Source organism: Microbacterium sp. NPDC056052, assembly GCF_042266785.1.
Classification (GTDB): Bacteria; Actinomycetota; Actinomycetes; order Actinomycetales; family Microbacteriaceae; genus Microbacterium.
In genome coordinates, this window is sequence record NZ_JBHJWV010000005.1 from 17,998 (window position 1) to 38,197 (window position 20,200).

Annotated in this window: 19 protein-coding genes and 2 tRNA genes; 7 read left to right on the plus strand and 14 right to left on the minus strand. The window is 67.6% G+C overall.

Going from position 1 to position 20,200, the window contains the following annotated elements:
* Positions 1-48 precede the first annotated feature (48 nt).
* Together ACFC1J_RS10780 and ACFC1J_RS10785 are read left to right on the plus strand one after the other, a co-directional pair.
* Entirely contained in the window at positions 49-429 is a 381-nt protein-coding gene (locus ACFC1J_RS10780; protein WP_375905353.1) for a MerR family transcriptional regulator, read from the plus strand.
* Positions 426-1,394 (plus strand): aldo/keto reductase, encoded by a 969-nt coding sequence (locus ACFC1J_RS10785; protein ID WP_375905355.1) that lies wholly within the window; start codon positions 426-428, stop codon positions 1,392-1,394. The genes ACFC1J_RS10780 and ACFC1J_RS10785 overlap by 4 nt, the downstream gene beginning before the upstream one ends.
* 88 nt (positions 1,395-1,482) lie before the next feature.
* Here ACFC1J_RS10785 and ACFC1J_RS10790 read toward each other — a convergent pair whose 3' ends face one another.
* From ACFC1J_RS10790 to ACFC1J_RS10800, 3 genes are all read right to left on the minus strand, one after another.
* Positions 1,483-2,289, minus strand: a complete 807-nt coding sequence (locus ACFC1J_RS10790; RefSeq protein ID WP_375905358.1) for an isocitrate lyase/phosphoenolpyruvate mutase family protein — start codon at positions 2,287-2,289, stop codon at positions 1,483-1,485.
* A gap of 5 nt (positions 2,290-2,294) precedes the next feature.
* Entirely contained in the window at positions 2,295-2,708 is a 414-nt protein-coding gene (locus ACFC1J_RS10795; protein ID WP_375905361.1) for a DUF1801 domain-containing protein, read from the minus strand.
* A gap of 169 nt (positions 2,709-2,877) precedes the next feature.
* Positions 2,878-5,292, minus strand: a complete 2,415-nt coding sequence (locus ACFC1J_RS10800; RefSeq protein WP_375905364.1) for a hypothetical protein — start codon at positions 5,290-5,292, stop codon at positions 2,878-2,880.
* Between the two features lie 210 nt (positions 5,293-5,502).
* On the opposite strand from ACFC1J_RS10800, the gene ACFC1J_RS10805 reads away from it, so the two are divergent.
* Both ACFC1J_RS10805 and ACFC1J_RS10810 read left to right on the plus strand, forming a co-directional pair.
* Positions 5,503-6,420, plus strand: coding sequence for a hypothetical protein (locus ACFC1J_RS10805; protein ID WP_375905366.1), 918 nt, complete (start codon positions 5,503-5,505; stop codon positions 6,418-6,420).
* Positions 6,392-6,940: a restriction endonuclease gene (locus ACFC1J_RS10810; protein ID WP_375905368.1), complete on the plus strand. Its 549-nt coding sequence runs from the start codon at positions 6,392-6,394 to the stop codon at positions 6,938-6,940. The genes ACFC1J_RS10805 and ACFC1J_RS10810 overlap by 29 nt, the downstream gene beginning before the upstream one ends.
* 797 nt (positions 6,941-7,737) lie before the next feature.
* Here the strand turns inward: ACFC1J_RS10810 and ACFC1J_RS10815 are convergent.
* Positions 7,738-7,947, minus strand: a complete 210-nt coding sequence (locus tag ACFC1J_RS10815) for a DUF1653 domain-containing protein (protein ID WP_375905371.1) — start codon at positions 7,945-7,947, stop codon at positions 7,738-7,740.
* A gap of 206 nt (positions 7,948-8,153) precedes the next feature.
* Positions 8,154-8,612 carry a hypothetical protein gene (locus ACFC1J_RS10820; protein WP_375905374.1) on the minus strand — a complete coding sequence of 153 codons (459 nt, stop codon included), beginning with the start codon at positions 8,610-8,612 and terminating at the stop codon, positions 8,154-8,156.
* Between the two features lie 287 nt (positions 8,613-8,899).
* Here ACFC1J_RS10820 and ACFC1J_RS10825 point away from each other — a divergent pair, with 287 nt between their 5' ends.
* Complete coding sequence (locus tag ACFC1J_RS10825; protein WP_375905377.1) at positions 8,900-9,277, plus strand: MmcQ/YjbR family DNA-binding protein; 378 nt, start codon at positions 8,900-8,902, stop codon at positions 9,275-9,277.
* A gap of 108 nt (positions 9,278-9,385) precedes the next feature.
* Here the strand turns inward: ACFC1J_RS10825 and ACFC1J_RS10830 are convergent.
* The 5 genes from ACFC1J_RS10830 to serS form a co-directional block, all read right to left on the minus strand.
* Positions 9,386-9,476 (minus strand) — tRNA-Ser (locus ACFC1J_RS10830).
* A gap of 220 nt (positions 9,477-9,696) precedes the next feature.
* Positions 9,697-10,965 carry an LCP family protein gene (locus ACFC1J_RS10835; protein WP_375905380.1) on the minus strand — a complete coding sequence of 423 codons (1,269 nt, stop codon included), beginning with the start codon at positions 10,963-10,965 and terminating at the stop codon, positions 9,697-9,699.
* Between the two features lie 62 nt (positions 10,966-11,027).
* Positions 11,028-11,112 (minus strand) — tRNA-Ser (locus ACFC1J_RS10840).
* Between the two features lie 136 nt (positions 11,113-11,248).
* Positions 11,249-12,106 carry an HAD family hydrolase gene (locus tag ACFC1J_RS10845; RefSeq protein ID WP_375905384.1) on the minus strand — a complete coding sequence of 286 codons (858 nt, stop codon included), beginning with the start codon at positions 12,104-12,106 and terminating at the stop codon, positions 11,249-11,251.
* On the minus strand, positions 12,103-13,419 hold the full coding sequence (gene serS / locus ACFC1J_RS10850; RefSeq protein WP_375905387.1) for a serine--tRNA ligase: 1,317 nt from the start codon (positions 13,417-13,419) through the stop codon (positions 12,103-12,105). The genes ACFC1J_RS10845 and serS overlap by 4 nt, the downstream gene beginning before the upstream one ends.
* A 146-nt stretch (positions 13,420-13,565) precedes the next feature.
* On the opposite strand from serS, the gene ACFC1J_RS10855 reads away from it, so the two are divergent.
* Complete coding sequence (locus ACFC1J_RS10855; RefSeq protein WP_375905390.1) at positions 13,566-14,561, plus strand: diacylglycerol/lipid kinase family protein; 996 nt, start codon at positions 13,566-13,568, stop codon at positions 14,559-14,561.
* 7 nt (positions 14,562-14,568) lie between these two features.
* Here the strand turns inward: ACFC1J_RS10855 and ACFC1J_RS10860 are convergent, their stop codons facing one another.
* The 3 genes from ACFC1J_RS10860 to ACFC1J_RS10870 all read right to left on the minus strand — a co-directional run bounded on the left by ACFC1J_RS10860 (position 14,569) and on the right by ACFC1J_RS10870 (position 17,142).
* Entirely contained in the window at positions 14,569-15,288 is a 720-nt protein-coding gene (locus ACFC1J_RS10860) for a hypothetical protein (RefSeq protein WP_375905393.1), read from the minus strand.
* A gap of 82 nt (positions 15,289-15,370) precedes the next feature.
* Positions 15,371-16,831 carry a cardiolipin synthase gene (gene cls / locus ACFC1J_RS10865; protein ID WP_375905396.1) on the minus strand — a complete coding sequence of 487 codons (1,461 nt, stop codon included), beginning with the start codon at positions 16,829-16,831 and terminating at the stop codon, positions 15,371-15,373.
* Positions 16,832-16,965: 134 nt separating this feature from the next.
* Positions 16,966-17,142, minus strand: a complete 177-nt coding sequence (locus tag ACFC1J_RS10870) for a hypothetical protein (protein ID WP_375905399.1) — start codon at positions 17,140-17,142, stop codon at positions 16,966-16,968.
* A 293-nt stretch (positions 17,143-17,435) separates the two neighbouring features.
* On the opposite strand from ACFC1J_RS10870, the gene ACFC1J_RS10875 reads away from it, so the two are divergent.
* Entirely contained in the window at positions 17,436-18,554 is a 1,119-nt protein-coding gene (locus tag ACFC1J_RS10875; protein ID WP_375905402.1) for a DUF4192 family protein, read from the plus strand.
* A 16-nt stretch (positions 18,555-18,570) separates the two neighbouring features.
* Here the strand turns inward: ACFC1J_RS10875 and lysS are convergent, their stop codons facing one another.
* Positions 18,571-20,130 (minus strand): lysine--tRNA ligase, encoded by a 1,560-nt coding sequence (gene lysS / locus ACFC1J_RS10880; protein ID WP_375905405.1) that lies wholly within the window; start codon positions 20,128-20,130, stop codon positions 18,571-18,573.
* Positions 20,131-20,200: the final 70 nt, after the last annotated feature.

The window sequence follows — 20,200 nt, forward strand, 5'->3', positions numbered from 1 at the left end:
CGATCCCGCCTTGACTTCGAGTGCACTCGAAGTCGTAGCGTGGGGCGCATGTCGGAAACCATCACGACGCGCTCGATCTCCGAGGCGGCGCACGAGCTCGGGCTGACTGCGCACACCCTGCGCTACTACGAGCGGGAGGGGCTTCTGCTGAACCCTCTCGACCGCGAATCGTCCGATCGCCGCCGCTACGCCGACGGCGACATCGCCTGGCTCGGGTTCCTCCGCAAGCTCCGCTCCACCGCCATGCCGATCGCGACGCTCCGACGCTACGTCGAGCTCGCGCGGGCCGGCGACGGCACCCGCGCGGCTCGGCTCGCTCTGCTTCGCGAGCACCGTGAGACCGTGCTGGCCCGGCGGGCGGAGCTGGACGACGCCCTCGGCGCCATCGACTTCAAGATCGCTCTCTACTCCGAAAGGCTCCCCTCATGAACCACGCGACTCTCGGCACCCTTTCCGTCGGCCGGCTCGGGCTCGGCTGCATGGGCATGTCGGCCTTCTACTCCGGTGCGAACACGGACGAGGCCGAGTCCATCCGCACGATCCACCGCGCGCTCGACCTCGGCGTGACCATGCTCGACACCGCCGAGATGTACGGTCCGCTCACGAACGAGGAGCTCGTCGGCCGCGCACTCGCGGGGCGGCGCGACGGCGTCGTGATCGCCACGAAGTTCGGCGTGCACGCCCGCAGCGAGGGCGGCCGGGCGCTCGACGGCACTCCGGAGAACGTGCGACGCTCCGTCGAGGGCTCGCTGCGGCGCCTGGGCACCGATCGCATCGATCTCTACTACCAGCACCGGATGGATCCGGAGACGCCGATCGAGGACACCGTCGGAGCCCTCGCCGAACTCGTCTCCGAGGGCAAGATCCTGCACTACGGCCTGTCCGAAGCGGGCGAGGCCACGATCCGCCGCGCGCACGCGATGCATCCGGTGACTGCACTGCAGACCGAGTACTCGCTGTGGACCAGGGATCCCGCGGAGGAGTTGCTGCCCGTGCTGCGCGAGCTCGGGATCGCCCTCGTGCCGTACTCGCCACTCGGCCGCGGCTTCCTCACGGGGGCGATCCGGAAGGCCGAAGACCTGGACGCCGGCGACTTCCGGCGCAGCAACCCGCGCTTCGCGGGGGAGAACCTCGACGCGAACCTGCGGATCGTCGATGCCGTGGAGGGGATCGCCGCAGACCTCGACGCGACTCCGGCTCAGGTCGCGCTCGCCTGGGTGCTCGCCCAGGGCGACGACATCGCACCGATCCCCGGCACCAAGCGGGTGTCTCGACTGGAGGAGAACGTCGGCGCGGACGCGCTCGCGCTCACCGCGGAGCAGCTCGATGTCCTCGCCGATCTCCCGCGTGCGGCCGGCGAGCGCTACGCCGACATGTCGAGCATCGGGCGCTGAGCCGTTCGTCGCCGCACGGGTCGGTCTCGCCAGGGGCCGGCCCGGTCGGCGACGCCGAGTCCCGCCGCGTGTTGCCGTGCCGCGCCGCTCAGTCGGCGAACCGGCGCTGCACCTCCGCATAAGGGAGGGCGCTGTCGAGGAAGCCGAGCGTGCCCGTGTCGATCAGCTCGCGCCCCGCGCGCTCGAGCGCGGTCAGTGCGGCACGGGCGAGGCTGCCCCCGAGACTCACCCGCTTCACGCCGAGCGCGAAGAGCTCCGGCGCCGGGATGACGTGCGAAGCGAGACCGGCCACGATGTTGAGCGGGACCGGGATCTCGGCGGCCAGGCGCCGGATGCTGTCCTCGTCGTTCACGCCCGGAACGAAGACGCAGTCCGCGCCGGCCTCGACGTAGCGCTGCGCGCGGGCGACGGTCTCGGCGAAGGGATCCGCCGCGCCGCCGAAGAAGTACGCGTCCGTGCGGGCGTTGAGCACGAAGGTCCCCCGCGGCGCCGCATCGCGGGCCGCGGCGATCCGGTCGGTCGCCTCGTCGATGCCGAAGAGCGCACCCCCGTCCGTGTCCTCGAGGTTGCCGCCGACCACGCCGATCTGGGTCGCGCGCAGCACAGTGCGCGCGACGTCCTGCGGGTCGTCCCCGTAGCCGGACTCGAGATCCGCGGTGACCGGGACGTCGACCGCCGCCACGATCGCCGCGACCTTCTCCAGCATCGTGTCGAGGTCGACCGCCCCGCCGTCTGGCACGCCGAGCGACCAGGCGATCCCGGCGCTCGTCGTCGCGATCGCGGGGAAGCCGAGCTGCGCGAGCATGCGCGCCGATCCCGGATCCCACGCGTTGGGGAGCACGAAGCCGGATCCGTGGTGCAGAGCGAGGAAAGCGGATGCGCGGTCGTTCGACATGAGGTTCAGCCCTCCGGATCCTCGCCGCGGTTCCACGCGATCTCGACGAGGCGGCGCAGCACGCCGAGGTCGATGTCGTCGAGGGTGCGCACGTAGACGCATCCGCGCCCCTCGGTGTACTTCCCGAGGCTCGGCAGGAGAGCCGCACCCTCGGGCAGATCCTTCAGGCCGTAGAGCGACAGCTGCGCCTTGCGGGGCGAGAACGCGACCCTGGGCCAGTCGCCCTCGCTGCTGACGCCGCGATAGCGGTAGGTGCCGTAGCCGACCATCGTCGGCCCCCAGAGCACGGGCTCGGCGCCGGTCACCTCGCGGAAGAGCTCGGCGAGCGCGAGGCCGTCGATCCGGCGGCGCTCCGGCGTCGCCGCCTCGAGGAACGCGGGGACGTCCGCCGTCGTGGGCTGGGTCTTGATCTCGGCCATGAGGCCATCATCGCGCACGGCGCCGACACGGGACAGGGCGGCGCTGCGCGTGCAGTCCGGACGAGTCGGGCGGTCCGGAAGCTCAGGCTATCTGCTCGAATCACGGGCCGGGAAAGCCACGCGCTTCTCCGACTCGGCAAACTCATTCTCGATCTTCGTGAATCTGCTTCTATTTATGCCCCTCAGCCGTGAGCTTGATATCACTTTCATGAGAAGGGATCTCGTCCGACAATTGAGCCCCCGACCTTAGACGCCTGCGATTCGGAAAACTCTTCCAGAGTCTCGAATAGTCGCTCTCATAGCGTCTGGTGAAACGCAATACTTCATTTGGATCACCAAAACTGGCGGCCCGCATCAAATATTGAGTTTTGGACAGCGCCGGAAGTCCCATCCAATCGAGCGTCGTGGGACGTGAGAACACGTGGTCATAGCTCCTCGGACCCGCAAATTCGTGCTTCGCATGCCCCCAACGATCACTTCGAACTGCGGAAGGGGAAAACGCGAGTCGACAGAAGCCCAGGTTCTCGAGCCTTGTGACGCTCTGACGAATCGCTTCGAGCCCTCGTTCGAGCTTTGCGATATCAGGGCCATTGCGCCGATAGTGAGCGTAGTCATTGCGCACAGAAAACACCTCCGCGCCCATCATGATCTTAGCAATCTCATCCAGTCCGTCGATAATACGATCCTGGCTCGGTTGTGACAGGTCTAAGAACGCGACCGTGGATCGTAGGACGAAGCGCTTGAGTTCCGTCTTTCCATCGAAATCAGGGAGTTCATCTCCGGGGCGAACGTACCGCTCAGGCGTGGCGCGGCACTCATCCAGATGGCGCGCTAGGGTTCTGAACCCTTCGATTAGGTTCCGCATCTCGACCTTTTCTGATTCGTAGTCCGGTCGATGCGCGGAATCCTCGTTGTCCAAAACAGCAGTTTGAAGGAGTGCCAAGCCTGCCTCTCGATCACCCGCATCGTCGTAGGAGAACGGTTGGTCACACCGCGGATGATCCGAGAGAAGTGCCCAGGATGTGTACGCGAGAGAGTCAAGCAGCAACCCTTCTAGCCCGGGAAAGTACCCTCCGGCGACCTCCATGAATGTTTCGGAAGTACCAATCGTAGATGTTTGAGCCAACGCAGCGAGACGCTCGTGGCGCTTCCAGAACGACGCGTGCGGGTCGTCATCGACGTCAATCGGAAATCCGAGCTTCCACAACAGGGTCTCAATAATCTCCTCGTCTGAATAGCCGTCGGCGTTCTCGATACCGACCTCGTGGCAGGCGGTGATCATGTTCGCACGGCGCGCCAGCGCCAACCGTTCGAGCGATTCCTGTGGCGTCTTGGAGCGGAAATAGAGCTCCAGCTTCTCCTCAAGGTCCTCGACGTCGATCCCGCGGAGTTGCCACTCGAGTTCTTGGACGTCATCTTCCTTGTCTCGCAAATATAGTTTGTTGAGAAGCCGACGTTCACGGAGAATCGCCAGACCAGGGTCATCTGAAACGAACCGAAATCCATGTGAGCTCAACTCAGCCCGGAGCCTGAATGCACCCGAGCGAACGTGACGGTTAGTCACCGGCCGCCGCACCTCTCCGCGCGGCACCGCGATCGTTCCAGCTCGAACCAGTCGGTCGAGAACGACCCCGACTGCGCGCTCATCAGCGATAAGGCAAATCTGTAGAAGCTGCGCCCTCGTGAGCGCATCAACGAAGTCACCGGCGGCTGCAACTTCGACAAAGGCGGACACTGAGCGCCGAACTTCACCTCTCGTCCCGTCAAGCAATTCCGCGACCAAGGTCTTCAGTTCAGAGTCCGAGAGCACGTCCCCGACGAGAGGGAGGAGAACTCCAACGCCTTGGTCTCCGTATTGAGCATCAATCGAGCCTCTCAGGGCGTCAGCAAAAGACCACCATTCCGAGGATTCCTCTGACTCGCTCTGAAGATACTCTTCGAGCTTATCTCTATGTCGGTTAATCGCGGCGTTCTGACCAGTCTGAAGAAAGACGGGATGAACCACCTGGCAACTCGGTACGGCACAGTGATACGCAGGGACTCGCCGGTATCCTTGCACGGTACGATAACTGAGCGAACGCTGTAGCCCGTATGGACCGACCGTGAAGACGCCGTACTGGACAACGCCCGGCGGGAGCTTCTTGAGCAGGCGCAGCGTCTCCTCATTTGTCAGTACGTCCTTCTCTTGCTCATAGCTTCCTGCGTATGCGTCATACAGATCTCGCCCCCACACGAAGGGGAACTGGATCTCCTTCTCTAGAAATTCTCTATGTAGAACCTCCGTGAGGCGATTCAGATCTATTGTCTCGATGTCGACAAACAGGTCAGCATGACCGAGCGTGAGGGCGCACATCAAGCGCGCATCCTTCGGGTTGACCTTTTCCTTTCGCGTCAACCGATCCATCATGGCTTGACCCGCTTCGCTCAGCCTGATGGCTGCGTTCAGTTCATCTGGCACCACGTAGTCATCGCTGATGATCGAGTCACCGAGCATCTCCATCAGATCGCAGAACTCCACGAACCGAGCTCGCCACCCGTCGTCCGCAAACTCAGCCTTGAGCTGCTCAACGGTTCTCCCAGCCATCGCGCCCCCTCTCCCTGCCCGCGATCTTACCGACAGCGAATGCACTTGCACGATGGAGCAGTGGGCGGAAGCCTCCAGCCACGCGCCAGGCGAATCTGGTGGGTTTGGGTTGTCCCACCTGGGCTGGTCCGAGTTCTCGCGGCTGTTGTCCCCTTGCTTCGAGCACCATGACGATCAGGCTTTTGGCGTGTTGCAGCAACGCTGCGTGGCATGATCAGAGCTGTGGAATCGCAGGTGCGGATTTGGATCGCAGACGCGGACGGGCGCGTAACGGGGCTCGCGCGCGAGCTCCGTGATCTCGGGTTTGCAGTGGAGGGGGACCAAGGCAATATTGGCAGCCGGACCGAGACTGAAGCCGCACGCTGGTGTGACGTTGTTCTCTTAGCAACGAGCTCGGAGTCACTCGATCCCGAGTTGGCCCTTCTTGCCGGCCTTGCCTTAGGAGCTCAACGTCCCCTCGTTTTCGTTGGACCTGTTCCTGTCCGAGCCCCCGCGCTGGCCGCGCTAGCTCACACGCTGATCGAGCCGCTTTCTACTGAGGCCATCGCGTTCCAGATTCAAGCGCTTGGCGCCAAGACCGCCGACCGTCGCGCGCGCCGCGGGGAGCTTGCGGCCCAGAAGGTCGAAACTGGACCACCACGGTATGCTGCCGACGCCACAGATCCGACCATCGAGAAAGTAGCGCAGGCGCGCCAAATCGAATCTTCCGAGTTCGAGTCGACCATGCTTCGCGCGTTGGCACGCGACAGGGGCATCGCGTCACTAGGAGGCGATTCGTGGGCAACCAAGCACGTGACCGGCGGTCGCGCCTCGGTCGTAGATGCGCTTGCATGGGTGGATGGTGCGGCGCCATTCAATCCGATCCCAGTCGAATTCAAGGCGCGGGCCTCGCGCGCGGCTGTCGAGCAAGTATTCTCAATACTCGCCGCGAGTGGGGCGACCATCGGGGTGCTGGTCGTTGGTGAGGCGCGGGGACTTGACGACCCTCAGGTCGACGAACGCGATGGCCGATTTCTGATCACGATATCGGCCGATTCGCTCTCACGGGAATCGGCGCTCTTTAGTCGCTGGGTTCGCGCTATTCGGAACGATCTCGCACATGGGAGACGAGTTCGTGGCGAGATATAGCGCCAATCGGGTCTCTGACTTTCTGCACGCGGGCAGGCGAGCGCCCTCGACCACAGCACAGGGGCGCGCGTGTGAGGACCTCGGCGAGTATTTGTTTGGCAAGTTCACCGGTGTCGACCTGGTCGCGCGAGACCAGTTGGATGCTTTTGGAGCGATGGAGACCGACCTGATCTTCACGAACAATGCCGTGCGTAGCGGTCTGTACTTCCTCGAGCCCGTCTTGATCGTTGAGTGCAAGAACTATGCGAACGCCAAGGTCTCATCCGAAGACGTCGCCTATTTCGCATCGCGCCTCAAGAGCAAGGGGGCCCGCTCCGGAGTGATCTTGACCACCACGACGGTCAGTGGCGCACAGGGCCACGCAGGGATTCACGCGATGGAGGTGGCCCTGGCGCAGGGAACCACGATCCTCTTGATCGACGGCACACACCTTGTCGGGCTCGACTCGACTGAGAGCCTTCTTGCAACGTTGATGAACCAGATGGTGCATTTCCGAACTCACGGCACCCTGCTCCGCTAAGTGGAAGCACGGAACCAGATGCACAGATCGATGTCCGCCTGAACGCGTTTGCCGACGCGACAACTCGGGGCCGCAATCCGGTCGCCCAACAAGCGACCAAGATTTCCCTAGGTGCTGCGGGAGCGATGAGTTCGACCTTGAATTGTTCGCCGTTCTCCGGGAACGAGACGTCATAGTCAGATCCGCGGACCCACGGGCGGCGGTTGACGCGGAGCTGCGACCGTCATGATCGACCGCGGACTTCCGAAGGAAATCGATGTCGCGCTGGCTTCCGGCGTGGAGAGCCAAGTGGCGGAGTCCGAGTTCTCTGCTGTCGTGATTCCCAGGCTGTGACGTGCGCCCGATCACGAGAAGGCTCGAACTGAGTCTCCAGCCTCAACCACCGACCCAGTGCTGAAGGGCACGCCGCCGAGCTGCGTGAGCAGTCAGCCTCACTCTTTGGTCGCGGCATCGAGGGCGTCGACGCTCGCCTTAATGTGGCGGGTGGGTTGGCAGTCACCAACTAGATGTCGTCCTCTACGGCCTACAGCCGGTTGCTCGGCAGTAGCGCGGCGCCCTCGGGCAGGTCCTCCAGACTGTAGAGCGACAGCTGCGCCTTACGGGGCGAGAGCGCATCCCTGAGTCAGTCACCCTCGCTGCGAGCCCCGCGATAGTGGTAAGTGCCGTAGTCGACCATCGACGGCCCCCAGCGCACGGGCTCCGCGCCAGTCGCCTCGCGGAAGATCTCGGCGAGTGCGAGGCGCCGACACCGCGCAGGGCGGCGCAAGGGATCCGGACGGCCCAGTCGGCCCGGGGGCTCAGGCGATCCGGGCGAAGCGCGGGCCGCTGTACCCGTCGCGCTCGACGTGCTCCTCGAACATCGCGAGCGGCCGCGCCCAGTAGCCGTAGTCGTCGTAGAGCTTGCGATAGAAGACCAGCTGCTCCTCGGTCTCGCTGTGGCGGCCCACGGCGACGACCTCGTAACGCGCGCCCTTGAAGTGCTGGTAGATACCAGGCTCGACTGCCATGCGGCATGTCCTTCCCCCGAGGAGGCGCGGATCCGGCAGCCTCAGAAAGGATGGCGGATCAGGGATTCGTGACAGAGACGGAGGGATGCGAGCCCTCGGACCCCGTTGACCTCCACCCTACCAAGGCAACGCTCGTGCCCAGGTTCTTCGCGCGCTCACGAGCGTAGTCCGATGCGGATCTGATGCCAGGCTGATGAGGGTCCGACCTACCGCGACGGCTCGTGGGGAGGCACGGCAGGGTTGAGCCGGTTCAGCGCGGCGAGCATCGGCTCGAACGACCAGGACTGTGTGAAGACGATCAACGACTGGTGACCAGGCGCGCGAAGGACGCAGAAGAAGGTGCCGAAGAGCCTCCCCGCACTGGTGATCGCGCCCACCGACAACGCGCCGCTGGCGAATGGTGCTTTCCAGTGCAACGTCTCACCGACGAGCTCGACTCGATACTCAACACGGAACAGCCACCAATAGACGTTCCACCCGAGGACGACGAACCAGATCGCGAGGAACCACAGCGGTGGCCCCGCGTGACCGGTCATGGTCAGCACCAGGATGGACACGCCGACGATGACGAGGACCGACATGACGAACAACTGGAACCCCACCCAAACGACCAGCAGCGACCAGCTCTCGTTGCCAGTCGCGTCGTCCGGTTCGTCGCGCGTCAAGGATTCCCTCCGAAGTGTTGTCGGCCGAGAATACCAACGTGCGGCGGGCGTGACACAGCGCGTCGCGGGCATCAAACGACAACGACGCAAGGCCGGATCGATCGGCGAGCGGACGCACGGCTTCTCATCAGCTACTTTTCGCGGCGGCGCCGGACGCCTTGACGCGTACGCCAGACATCGCGAAGACCCGGCGGCACACAGGCAGCGCTTGCTGTTATCGGGTTCCTTCCTTGCTTGAAGCCCCGCGCGATTCCGTTCGTGTCAGAGGTGATGCCTAGTCTCTGCACATGGCCACGCTCGATGATCTGCGTAGTATCGCCGCCCGTCTGCCCGGCAGCGAGGAGCGCACGATGACCAGCGGTGCCGCCTGGTTCGTCCGCAACAAGCTCTTCGCGTGGGAGTGCTCGCCGTGGCCGAGCGTCCCGGAAGATCTCCGTGAGGTCATAGCGTCGGAGCTTGTTGTCGGCGTGAAGGTCGCCGACGAGCTCGATGCGCTCGCGTTGCGCGAAATGGCGCCAGACGTGTTCCTCCGCCAGACGACACGGTGGGGCGAGCCGAAGATCGCGTTCCGGATGCGGGCGATTGACGACGATCATTTCGCCGAGCTCGTGACGGAGGCATGGCGGGTGCAGGCACCCAAGTACCTGCGTCGCGATTTCGACTAACGCAGTCATCACAGCCAGCAGTCAAAGCGTGGGAGAGAATTGCGTAAGCAGACCGCGCGCAAAGCAACTCATCGATCGGCCTGAAAGTGCGTCTGATCAGGAATTCTGTGGCGGAGACGGAGGGATTTGAACCCTCGGTCCCCTTAAAGAGGACTCCACCTTAGCAGGGTGGTGCACTAGGCCACTATGCGACGTCTCCAGATGCCCGACGAGCCGGACACCAGCATCCATCCTAACGGGTCCGCAGACACCGCGCGAACCAGGCGGGTCGGTGAACCCGGGGAGCGCCCGCCGGATCCGCCGACGCCCCCTCAGCGCACCGAAGCCCCCTCGCAGATGCGCTACCACGAGGGGGTGTCGGTGCTGCGAGGGGGCGTCGAGGCAGAAGCAGGGAGCAGCGCCAGCGCGCCGCGCAGGCGTCAGCCGCTGAAGCCGTTGCCGTTGGAGCAGGTCTGCTGCGCCGCCGACTGGCCGGAGACGTTCTTCGGCAGCTGGACCGGGCCCGCCGTCGCGCCGGGCGTCGGCGCCGCAGACGGATCCGTCGTGGCGGGATCGGTCGTGGCCGGGTCGGTCGTCGCGGGATCGGTCGGTGCGGGCGTCGCCGAGACGACCGCGTCGTCGCGCTGGCCGGCGACCTGGATCGCCTGGTTCGCGGCGAGCGCCGCCCAGAGCTGGTCGGCGCTGTCGGTGTCGGGGACGACCTTGTTCGGGTTGTCGGGGTCCTGGAGCACCGGGTAGTTCACGAAGTTGATCTGATCCAGCGGCACGTCCTTCATCGCCAGGGCGATCTGCACGAGCAGGGTCGGACTGGTCAGCGTCGTGCTGGGCGTGACGTTCGACATCACGGTGTTCGCGAGCTTGAGCAGCGTGCCGGGGTTGCCGAGCACCTCGTTCGAGACCATCTTGCGCGCCAGCGAGGACATGTACACCTGCTGGTTGCTGCCGCGGCCGAGGTCGCTGCCGTCGCCGACGCCGTGCCGGGTGCGCAGGAACTGCAGCGCCCAGTAGCCCTGCAGGGTGTGCGTGCCCGCGGGCAGCTCGAGCCCGGTGTCGGGGTCGCTCATGCCGTTCGCGATGCAGACGTCGACGCCGCCGATCGCGTCCGTGATCTTCATCACGCCGCCCCAGGTGACCTTGGCGGCGAACTGGATGTCGAGGCCGGAGACCTTGCTGATCGTGCGGGCGACGCAGTTCAGCCCGCCCGTCTCGAGGGTGATGTTGATCGGCTGCTTGGACATCTCACTGGTCGCGTTCCCCTGCGCGTCGGTGCACGACGGGATCGGGACCATGAGGTCGCGCGGGAACGTGATGACCGTCACCCGGCGGGGGCTGTCGGAGATGTGCAGCAGGAGGTTCGTGTCGTTGCGCTCGCCCGCGTTCTCGGGGTCGGAGCAGCGGTCGCCGAACTCGGCCGAGAATTCCGGCTCGCAGGCATCGCTGCCCACGAGCAGCATGTTCACACCGCCCTTGATCGCACCGATGTCCGGCGGCACCGACTTCTCGCCGTCCAGGGCGACCGCGTTCGCGCTGAACGTGGTGCCGAGGTCGTAGGCGACGTACGATGCGACGGCGACACCGGAGACCAGCACCACGATCGCCGTGATGCCGAGCATCTTCATCAGCTGGCTCCAGGCGGACGGCCTGCGCAGCTGGCCGTGCCCGGCGACGGGGCGTCGGGATCGGGTCATCGCGCTCACACGGTGCCTTTCAGGAATCAGCGGGTGAACCGCGCCACCCTGCGCTCACTCAGCGGAGAGTGTGGGATTCGAACCCACGGGACATTGCTGCCCACTGGTTTTCAAGACCAGGTCCTTCGGCCGCTCGGACAACTCTCCTCGGCGCGCATGCGCACACCGAACAGGCGTCGAGTCTAACGGAGAACCGGGTAGCGCCCTGTGAGCGCTGCTCCATTGTGCCGCGGTCCCCCTGGGCGGCCGCTGAGTGAAGGCCTGATGAAGGCGCAGAAGAGGATCAGGGAATCACGGGAACGGTCAGCACGATCCGCTCGATCGCGGTGGCCAGCCCGCCGTCCTCGACGTCATCCGTGACCTCCCCGGCCGCGGCCTTGACCTCGTCCGGGGCCTGGCCCATCGCCACGGCGTGCCCGCCGAGTCCGCGCGCCCAGGCGAACATGCCGAGGTCGTTGCGGCCGTCACCGGCGACCAGCACGCGGTCGTCGAGCTGTCCTCGCGACGCCCGCACGCGCGCGAGCGCCGTGCCCTTGTCGACGCCGCGCGGCGCGATGTCCAGCCACGCGGTCCAGCCGATGGCATACGAGACCTCGTTGAGCCCGGCATCCTGCACGAGGCGGTGGAAGTCGTCCTCGTCGTGGCCGGGCGAGACCACGACCACGCGCGAGACCTCCTGGGCGCTCAGCTCGGCGAAGCCGACCTGACGTCCGCCGTCGAGCGTCCAGTCATCCAGCTCTGCCGTGTACAGACGCTGGCCGGAGCCGAGCTCGACCATGTACCGGGCGTCGGGCAGGCGGTCGTGCAGCAGCCCGAGCACGGCGGACGGATCGAACGTCTCCACGTTCCAGCGCTCGTAGCCGTCCGTCGCGGGGCCGTCGTCCGTCGCCGCATCTTCCGCCGCGGATCCGATCCGGCGCATCGTGACCGCGCCGTTCGAGCACACCACGAACTCGGGACGGATCCCGAGCTGGTCGAGGAAGCGATGCGTGCCCATCCAGCTGCGCCCGGTCGCGAGCATGACCTCGTTCCCGGCGTCGCGGGCCCGTCCGACGGCGTCCACCACGCCAGGGCTCATCGTCTCGTCCTGCAGCAGGATGGTGCCGTCGATGTCGAGGGCGACGAGCCAGGCGTTCGTCATGCGCCCGCGCCCTCGGCCCCTGCCGTGCGCTCCGAGTCGAGCGGACGGAGCACCTCGAGTCCGCCGAGGTAGGGGCGCAGGACCTCGGGCACCCGGACGGATCCGTCCTCCTGCTGATGCGTCTCCAGGATCGCGACGATCCAGCGCGTGGTCGCGAGCGTGCCGTTCAGCGTCGCCACGTGCTGCGTCTTCGCCGTGCCCTCGACGGCTTCCGGACGGTGCCGGATGTCGAGGCGGCGCGCCTGGAACGTGGTGCAGTTCGAGGTGGAGGTGAGCTCGCGGAACGCGCCCTGCGTGGGCACCCATGCCTCGATGTCGTACTTGCGCGCGGCGCTGGATCCGAGGTCCCCTGCCGCCACGTCGATCACCCGGTAGGACAGGCCGAGCGCGGTGAGCATCTCCTCCTGCAGCGCGACGAGGCGCAGGTGCTCGGCCTCGGCGTCCTCGGGGGTCGTGTAGACGAACATCTCCAGCTTGTTGAACTGGTGCACGCGGATGATCCCGCGGGTGTCCTTGCCGTAGGAGCCGGCCTCGCGCCGGTAGCAGGTGGACCAGCCGGCGTAGCGCAGCGCACCGCGGCTCAGATCCACGATCTCCCCGGAGTGATAGCCGGCCAGGGCCACCTCGCTCGTGCCGACGAGGTACAGATCGTCGTCCTTGTCGAGGTGGTAGACCTCGTCGGCATGCTTGCCGAGGAAGCCGGTGCCCTGCATGATCTCGGGCCGCACGAGGGTGGGCACGATCATCGGGGTGAACCCGGCGCCGAGCGCCTTGTCCAGCGCGAGGTTCATGAGCGCGATCTCGAGACGCGCGCCGATTCCGGTGAGGAAGTAGAACCGGGCGCCGGAGACCTTCGCGCCGCGCTCCATGTCGATCGCACCGAGCAGTTCGCCGATCGCGAGGTGATCGCGCGGCTCGAAGTCGAACGTCGGCGTCTCACCCACGCGGCGCAGTTCGACGAAATCGTCCTCGCCACCCGCGGGCACCCCGTCGACGACGACGTTCTCGATCGCGGAGAGCGCGTCGGCGGCGACCTCTGCGGCCTCGTTCGAGGCGGCCTGCGCCTGCTTCACGCGCTCGGCGAGATCCTTCGCCTGCGCGACGAGGGCGGCCTTCTCGTCCTTCGGCGCCTTCGCCACCTGCTTGCCGAACGCGTTCTGCTCGGCGCGCAGCTCTTCGAACGCCGCGAGCGCCGCGCGGCGCGATCGGTCGGCCTCGATCGCCGCGTCGACGGTCTCCGGCGCGTTGCCGCGCGCGGCCTGGGACTGACGGACGAGCTCTGGCTCGTCGCGGAGAAGGGCGAGGTCGATCACCCGTCAAGTCTAGCCAGGCGACGCGACGCGGTTCTCCGGCTCCGGAGCGCCCTTCCTACCGTGCCCCATGGCCCGCTCCTCGGCTCCGACGCCGCCATTCCCGCGCCGCGGAACCGGGATGCAGTCCTCCGGAATAGGCTGAGCGCATGACTGAGGATGCCGGACGCCCGCGCGCCGCACTCATCGTCAACCCGGTCAAGGCGGATGCGCCCAAGCTCATCGCGCTGCTGCGCACGCTCTCGGAGGGGGCGAGCTGGGACGCTCCGCTCATCATCGAGACCTCCGTCGAGGATCCGGGCCAGGAGGCCACCCGCATCGCACTGGCCGACGGCGCCGCGGCCGTGCTGGTCGCCGGTGGCGACGGCACCGTCCGCGCCGTGTCCGAGACGATGGCAGGAACCGGCGTGCCGCTGGCGATCGTGCCGAGCGGCACGGGCAATCTGCTCGCGCGCAACCTGGGCCTCGCGCTGGCCGCGCCCTCGGCCGCGATCGACGCCGTCTTCCACGGAGACCGCCACCCCGTCGACATCGGCTGGGCCGAGCTGACGCGAACGGACGGCGCGGTGCAGAAGCACGGCTTCGTGGTACTCGCCGGCATCGGACTGGACGCGCACATGATCGCGAACACCCGGCCCGGGCTGAAGAAGTCGGTGGGCTGGGTCGCCTACGTCGACGGCGCCGCACGCTCCCTGCCCGGCGCGAAGCCGTTCCGCATCATGTACGCGGTTGACGACCTCAAGCTGCACTCGGTCAAGGTGCACAGCATGCTGTTCGCGAACTGCGGGGCGCTGCCCGCGGGCATCGCCCTGATCCCCGACGCCTCGATCACGGACGGCAGCCTCGACGTCGCCGTGATCCAGGCCCGCGGCCCGTTCGGCTGGCTCGCCGTCTGGCGCACCGTGTGGTGGCAGAACTCGGTGCTGCGACGGAGCAAGGCCGGCCGGCGCATGATCGAGCTCACCGGCTCCGGCGGTTCGATCCGCTACCTCCAGGGCGTCGATGCGGATGCCGCGACCACCGAGCCCGCTCCCGTCGAGCTCGACGGCGACGAGTTCGGCGAGGCCGTGCGGATCCGCTGCCGCATCGATCCGGGGGCACTGCTGATCGCCGTGCCGGCCGGGCATGTGATCAGCCCGGCCTGATCCGGCGTCAGCCGATGACCGTGACCTGTCCGTCCAGGTTGTCGCCCTTGAGCGTGAGGGAGTAGCCGGCCGGATCCGCGGGCGCCTCGACGCCGAGCACGGTGATCCGGGGCACGAAGTCCCTGGTGCAGACCTGGGCGGCGTCGGTCTGGAACGTGACCGTCGCCCCCCTCTTGTCCTGGCTCTCGACCAGATCGCTCACGACTGGACGGCAGGTCGAGGATCCCCAGGTGAGCAGCAGGATGCCGTTGTCGGAGAACCAGCCGGCGCTGGGCCTGCCGTCGCTGCTCCCGCCGGCGCCGAGCGCGCTGTTGCCCGCGAGCGGCAGACGCCCCTGGAAGCCGCCGCCGTCGAACGACACGGTCACGTCCTTGGTGGGGTCCACGCCTTCCGGGACGCCGACGAACGTCGCTCGCGGCGCGAAGTCCGCCGTGCAGGCGACGTTCGGATCCGGTTCCGCGAGCGTCACCGCGATCGTCTGCCCGTCGGCGTTGACGTCCTGCACGACCGGGGTGCAGGCGAGCGATGAGGAGCCGTAGGTGACGAGACCGATCCCGCGGCCGCCGTCGAGCCAGGCCGCCGCCGGATCCGTGGACGGCTCGGGAGACGAGGTCGACTCGGCCGTGGGGACGGGCGGACCGACCGGCTCGAGCTGGGCGCAACCCGCCAGGGCGATCGTCGCGGAGGCGGCGAGCGCCGCGATGGCCAGGGCGGTGCGGATCCTCATGCGCTCATGCTATCCAGCGCCGAGGGTCGTCACCATGCCTCGTTCGACGCGTCGCGGCGGCCGAGGCCGCGCCCTCGCACGGCTACTGTACCGACGAGGTGAGCCGCGCCAGATTGTCCAGCACGGTGGAGCGCAGCGGCTGCTGCATCCACTCCTCGAGCGTCAGCTCGCGGCTGAGGGAGCGGTATCGGTCCTCGACCTCGCGCAGCTCCCGCACGAACTCCTCACCGCGCACGAGCATCGAGATCTCGAGGTTCAGACCGAAGGAGCGCATGTCCATGTTGCTGGATCCGATGACCGCGATGTCGTCGTCGACCGTCAGGCTCTTGGTGTGCAGGATGTACGGCTTGCGATACATCCAGATCCGCACGCCCGCGCGCAGCAGTGCCTCGTAGTAGCTGCGCTGCGCGTGGTAGACGATCGCCTGGTCGCCCTCCTCCGACACGAACAGCTCGACCTGCAGCCCCCGGTCGCACGCGGTGGAGACGGCGAGCAGCAGCGCCTCGTCCGGCACGAAGTAGGGGCTCACGATCATGATCTTGCGTTTGGCGGCATACAGCAGGCCGAGGAACAGCCGCAGGTTGTTCTCGGCCTCGAAACCGGGCCCCGACGGCACGATCTGGCAGTCCAGGTCGCCGCTGCCGCTCTCGGTCGGCGCGAACGCGACCGACTCCGGCACGTCGTCGGTCTCGCTGTACCAGTCGGAGAGGAACACCGCGTTGACGCTCCCGACGACCGGCCCGTCGACGCGCACCATGAGGTCGACCCAGTGCAGGCCGCGCTTGATGTTCTTCGGCAGGTTGTAGGTCGAGTCGGTGACGTTCTGGGATCCGAGGAACGCCACCTCGTTGTCGACGACGAGCAGCTTGCGGTGGTTGCGCAGGTCGGGGCGCTGGGTGCGCCCCTTGAGCGGCTGCACCGGCAGCATCAGATGCCAGTCGGCTCCCATCGCGTCCAGGCGCGCAATGGTCTGCTTGTAGCGCGGCTTCCAGCGGTTGGCCCAGTGGTCCAGCAGCACGCGCACGGGCACGCCGCGGGCGGCGACCTCCTCCAGAGCGCGGAAGAAGTTGTCGGTCGAGTCGTCCGACTGCAGGATGTAGAACTCCACGTGCACGAACTCGGTGGCCTCGCGGATCGCGTCGGCCATGGCGTCGAGCGACTCCTGGTACTCGGAGATCAGATGCGCGCCGTTGTCGCCGAACAGGGGCAGGGCCCCGAGGCGCTGGTTCATGCGCACCAGAGAGGCGAGGCTCTCCGGCATCTGGATATCGGAGACGCCGAGGTGCAGGTCCTTCGTGACCTCGGCGATGGTCTCGTTGATGAGGTCCTGCTTCTTGCGCCGCGCCCGGGGCAGCCTCGGGTTCCCGATCAGCAGGAACAGCAGCACCCCGATGTACGGGATGAAGTAGATGGCGAGGAGCCAGGCCGTGGCGGCCGTGGGGCGGCGGTTGCGCGGCACGACGATGATGGCGATCACGCGGATCGTGAGGTCGACGGCGACGGCGAAGGCGATGGCCCACCAGGGCCACGACTCAGACCACATGCCGCCTCTTCCGCGCGGGAGTCCGCCGCCGGACGGCGACTTCGTCCACAGTAGCGGCTGGGCAGGACAACGCCCGGCCACGGCTCGAGACCGGGCCGTGCGGCGTGCTCAGGCCAGAGGGTCGCGTGCGCCGATCAGGAGGAGCGGGGCGGCAGGCCGCGCGCAGCGCGCTCCTCGGCCTCGATGCGCGCGTGCGTCCGCCGTTCGGTGCGATCGAAGCGCAGGATCCCGCGCAGCACGAACCAGAAGACGATGCAGACGACGATCGTGGGGATCACCGACCACGCGGCGGCCACCCAGAATTCGTCCATGCTCCGATCCTACCCACCGGTCCGGTGCACGGGCTGAGAGGGGTGCCGGGGGCTCGGGCTGCGGGGTCGGGCTGCGTCGCGTTTTGCAGGACGTTCGCAACTCTGCAGGACGGATCCGCGGATCCTGTCCTGCAGAGTTGCCGATGCCCTGCGGAGTTGAGGCCCTTGCGCCCGCGCCCGGGTTTCGCCCCCCTCCGCGCGATCGGTCCGCACAACCGGGATCCGCGAGGTTCTTCTGCACTGTTCCGTTCCTGACGCGGAGCGCGTTCCGCGGCGCTGCGCAGGGTGGACCCATGACGACCATCGTTCACGCCGCGGGCGCCGCAGAGCTGCTCGCCGCCATCCCCGTGCTCACCGGTTTCACCCCGCGCGACTCCGTCGTGCTGCTGCCGTTCCGCGGCACGCGCACCGCGGGCGCGCTCCGCTTCGATCTGCCCGCCGCCTCCGGGCCCACGGCGGCGGAGTTCGCCGCGACCGCGATCGGGCTGGCCTGCCGCGTGCCGGATACGGATGCGCTCGCCATCGCGGTCTACGCCGACAGGGCTCCGATCGAGAGCGGGGCGCTCCCGGCCGCCACCCTCGTGGAGGAGCTGGTCGGGCGCGCCAAGGCATGCGAACTGCGCGTGGTCGAGGCGCTGTTCGTCGGAGGCGGCTCCTGGGCCGACTACCGGGAACCGATATCCGCCCCGCGCCCCATGACGGAGGTTCCGCCGCCGCCCTCGGTGCCCGGATTCGCGGGCCCCGCTCCGGATCAGTTCAGCGGCACCGAGCTGCCCTCACCCGGTCTGTTCGCGGCGGAATCGGTCGGCCGCGCGCTGCTCGCCGTCGAACGCGTGCTCGGTCCCGCCGGGCCGAAGCGCCGGCCGTCTCCGACCACGGAGCGGGCGGATCCGAGAGCCCAGGAAGCCGCGCAGCTGCTGGACGACCTGCCGTCGTTCCTGGAGGAGGTGCTGGACTCACCGGAGGCGCTCTCCCCGTTCGCCACGGCCGCGCTGGTGTGGGTGCTGAACCGCCCGGCGCTGCGCGACGTCGCGCTGGTGCAGTGGGCGAGCAGCATCGACCGCGGCGATCGGGCACTGGCCGCCCAGCTGGGCCACGGGCTCAGGGGATCCGCCGTGCCGTCGGACATCGGCGGCATCCTGATCGGGGACGGACCTCGGCCGGACAGCGACCGCCTGGGCGTCGCGCTGACGCTCGTGCGCCGCACGATCGCGCTCGCGCCGCGGGAGACACGAGGAGGACCGTTCGCGGCCGCCGCCTGGTTGTCCTGGGCCTGCGGACGATCGACGCATGCCGCCCGATATCTGGATCAGGCGCAGGCGGTCGACCCGCAGCTCACGTTCGCGCAGCTGCTGCGCGCGGTCGTCGATGCCGGCATGCTGCCGCGCTGGTCCTTCCGCGCGGCGGCGTGAGGACTCGCGAAATGCGTCACTTCACGAGCGGGAACAGGATCGTCTCGCGGATGCCGAGACCGGTGATCGCCATGAGCAGACGGTCGATCCCCATGCCCATGCCCCCGGTCGGCGGCATGCCGTGCTCGAGCGCACGCAGGAACTCCTCGTCCACGCGCATGGCCTCGAGGTCCCCGCCCGCGGCGAGCTTCGCCTGCTCGACGAAGCGCTCGCGCTGGATGACGGGGTCGATGAGCTCCGAGTAGCCCGTGGCGAGCTCGAAGCCGCGCACGTAGAGGTCCCACTTCTCCACGACGCCCGGGATCGAGCGGTGCTCGCGCACGAGCGGGGAGGTGTCGACGGGGAAGTCCATCACGAAGGTCGGCCGCTCCAGGCCGCCCTTGACGAAGTGCTCCCACAGCTCCTCGATGAGCTTGCCGTGGGTGGCGTGCGGCGGGATGTCGACGCCGTGGGCCTCCGCGAACGCGATGAGGTCCGCGACCGGGTCGGAGGGGGTGAAGGTGCGCCCCGCGGCCTCGGACAGCGAGTCGTACATCGAGATGCGCGCCCAGTCTCCGCCGAGGTCGTACTCGGTGCCGTCCGCCCAGGTGACCAGGGTGGATCCGGAAACCGCGATCGCAGCGTTCTGGATGAGTTCCTGGGTGAGGTCGGCGATGCCGTTGTAGTCGGAGTAGGCCTGGTAGGCCTCGAGCATCGCAAACTCGGGGCTGTGCGTGGAGTCGGCGCCCTCGTTGCGGAAGTTGCGGTTGATCTCGTACACCCGCTCGATGCCGCCGACCACGGCGCGCTTCAGGTACAGCTCGGGCGCGATGCGCAGGTAGAGCTCGGTGTCGAACGCGTTCGAGTGCGTGATGAAGGGCCGGGCGGAGGCGCCGCCGTGCTGCACCTGCAGCATCGGGGTCTCCACCTCGAGGAAGTCGTGGCTCGTGAAGGTCTGGCGCAGGCTCGCGTTGACCGCGGCGCGGGCGCGCACGGTGCTGCGGGCCTGGTCGCGCAGGATCAGGTCGAGGAAGCGGCTGCGCACGCGGCCCTCCTCGCTGAGCTCGCCGTAGGCGTTGGGCAGCGGCAGGATGGCCTTGGACGCGATCGTCCAGGAGTCGGCCATGATCGACAGCTCGCCGCGGCGGCTGGAGATCACCTCGCCGTGCACGAACACGTGGTCGCCGAGATCGACGAGCTCCTTCCACTGCGCGAGGGACTCCTCCCCTACGTTGGCGAGCGAGATCATGGCCTGGATCCGGGATCCGTCGCCCGCCTGCAGCGAGGCGAAGCAGAGCTTGCCGGTGTTGCGGCTGAACACCACGCGGCCCGCGACGCCGACGAGCACTCCGGTCTCGGCGCCCGGCTCGAGTTCGCCGTACTCGGCGCGCAACTGCGGGATGGTGTGCGTGACCGGCACGGCGACGGGGAAGGCGCCGCCGGCGGCGTCCGCGCGATCGGCGATCAGCCGCTCTCGCTTGGCCAGACGCACCGCCCGCTGCTCGAAGGTGTCCTCCCCGGCCCCGATCCCTGAGCTGGTCGAGGGGTCCGCCGAGGGGTCGCTGCTGTCGGGGGTCGGCGCGGGCGCGTCAGTCATGAGTGGGGCTCCTCGGAAGTCGCCGATCAGTCTACCGGCGCGCGCCTTCGCGCCCGCCCGGGGCGGGCCC

Excerpts from the sequence above, each read along its gene's own strand:
- ACFC1J_RS10815 (WP_375905371.1), bottom strand. The coding sequence starts at position 7,947 with ATGGCAGTCGAGCCTGGTATCTACCAGCACTTCAAGGGCGCGCGTTAC.
- ACFC1J_RS10870 (WP_375905399.1), bottom strand. The coding sequence starts at position 17,142 with ATGGACGAATTCTGGGTGGCCGCCGCGTGGTCGGTGATCCCCACGATC.
- ACFC1J_RS10835 (WP_375905380.1), bottom strand. The coding sequence starts at position 10,965 with ATGACCCGATCCCGACGCCCCGTCGCCGGGCACGGCCAGCTGCGCAGG.
- ACFC1J_RS10790 (WP_375905358.1), bottom strand. The coding sequence starts at position 2,289 with ATGTCGAACGACCGCGCATCCGCTTTCCTCGCTCTGCACCACGGATCC.
- lysS (WP_375905405.1), bottom strand. The coding sequence starts at position 20,130 with ATGACTGACGCGCCCGCGCCGACCCCCGACAGCAGCGACCCCTCGGCG.
- ACFC1J_RS10795 (WP_375905361.1), bottom strand. The coding sequence starts at position 2,708 with ATGGCCGAGATCAAGACCCAGCCCACGACGGCGGACGTCCCCGCGTTC.
- ACFC1J_RS10810 (WP_375905368.1), top strand. The coding sequence starts at position 6,392 with ATGGGAGACGAGTTCGTGGCGAGATATAGCGCCAATCGGGTCTCTGAC.
- ACFC1J_RS10855 (WP_375905390.1), top strand. The coding sequence starts at position 13,566 with ATGACTGAGGATGCCGGACGCCCGCGCGCCGCACTCATCGTCAACCCG.
- ACFC1J_RS10845 (WP_375905384.1), bottom strand. The coding sequence starts at position 12,106 with ATGACGAACGCCTGGCTCGTCGCCCTCGACATCGACGGCACCATCCTG.
- cls (WP_375905396.1), bottom strand. The coding sequence starts at position 16,831 with ATGTGGTCTGAGTCGTGGCCCTGGTGGGCCATCGCCTTCGCCGTCGCC.
- ACFC1J_RS10875 (WP_375905402.1), top strand. The coding sequence starts at position 17,436 with ATGACGACCATCGTTCACGCCGCGGGCGCCGCAGAGCTGCTCGCCGCC.
- ACFC1J_RS10825 (WP_375905377.1), top strand. The coding sequence starts at position 8,900 with ATGGCCACGCTCGATGATCTGCGTAGTATCGCCGCCCGTCTGCCCGGC.
- ACFC1J_RS10805 (WP_375905366.1), top strand. The coding sequence starts at position 5,503 with ATGATCAGAGCTGTGGAATCGCAGGTGCGGATTTGGATCGCAGACGCG.
- ACFC1J_RS10800 (WP_375905364.1), bottom strand. The coding sequence starts at position 5,292 with ATGGCTGGGAGAACCGTTGAGCAGCTCAAGGCTGAGTTTGCGGACGAC.
- ACFC1J_RS10785 (WP_375905355.1), top strand. The coding sequence starts at position 426 with ATGAACCACGCGACTCTCGGCACCCTTTCCGTCGGCCGGCTCGGGCTC.
- ACFC1J_RS10780 (WP_375905353.1), top strand. The coding sequence starts at position 49 with ATGTCGGAAACCATCACGACGCGCTCGATCTCCGAGGCGGCGCACGAG.
- ACFC1J_RS10860 (WP_375905393.1), bottom strand. The coding sequence starts at position 15,288 with ATGAGGATCCGCACCGCCCTGGCCATCGCGGCGCTCGCCGCCTCCGCG.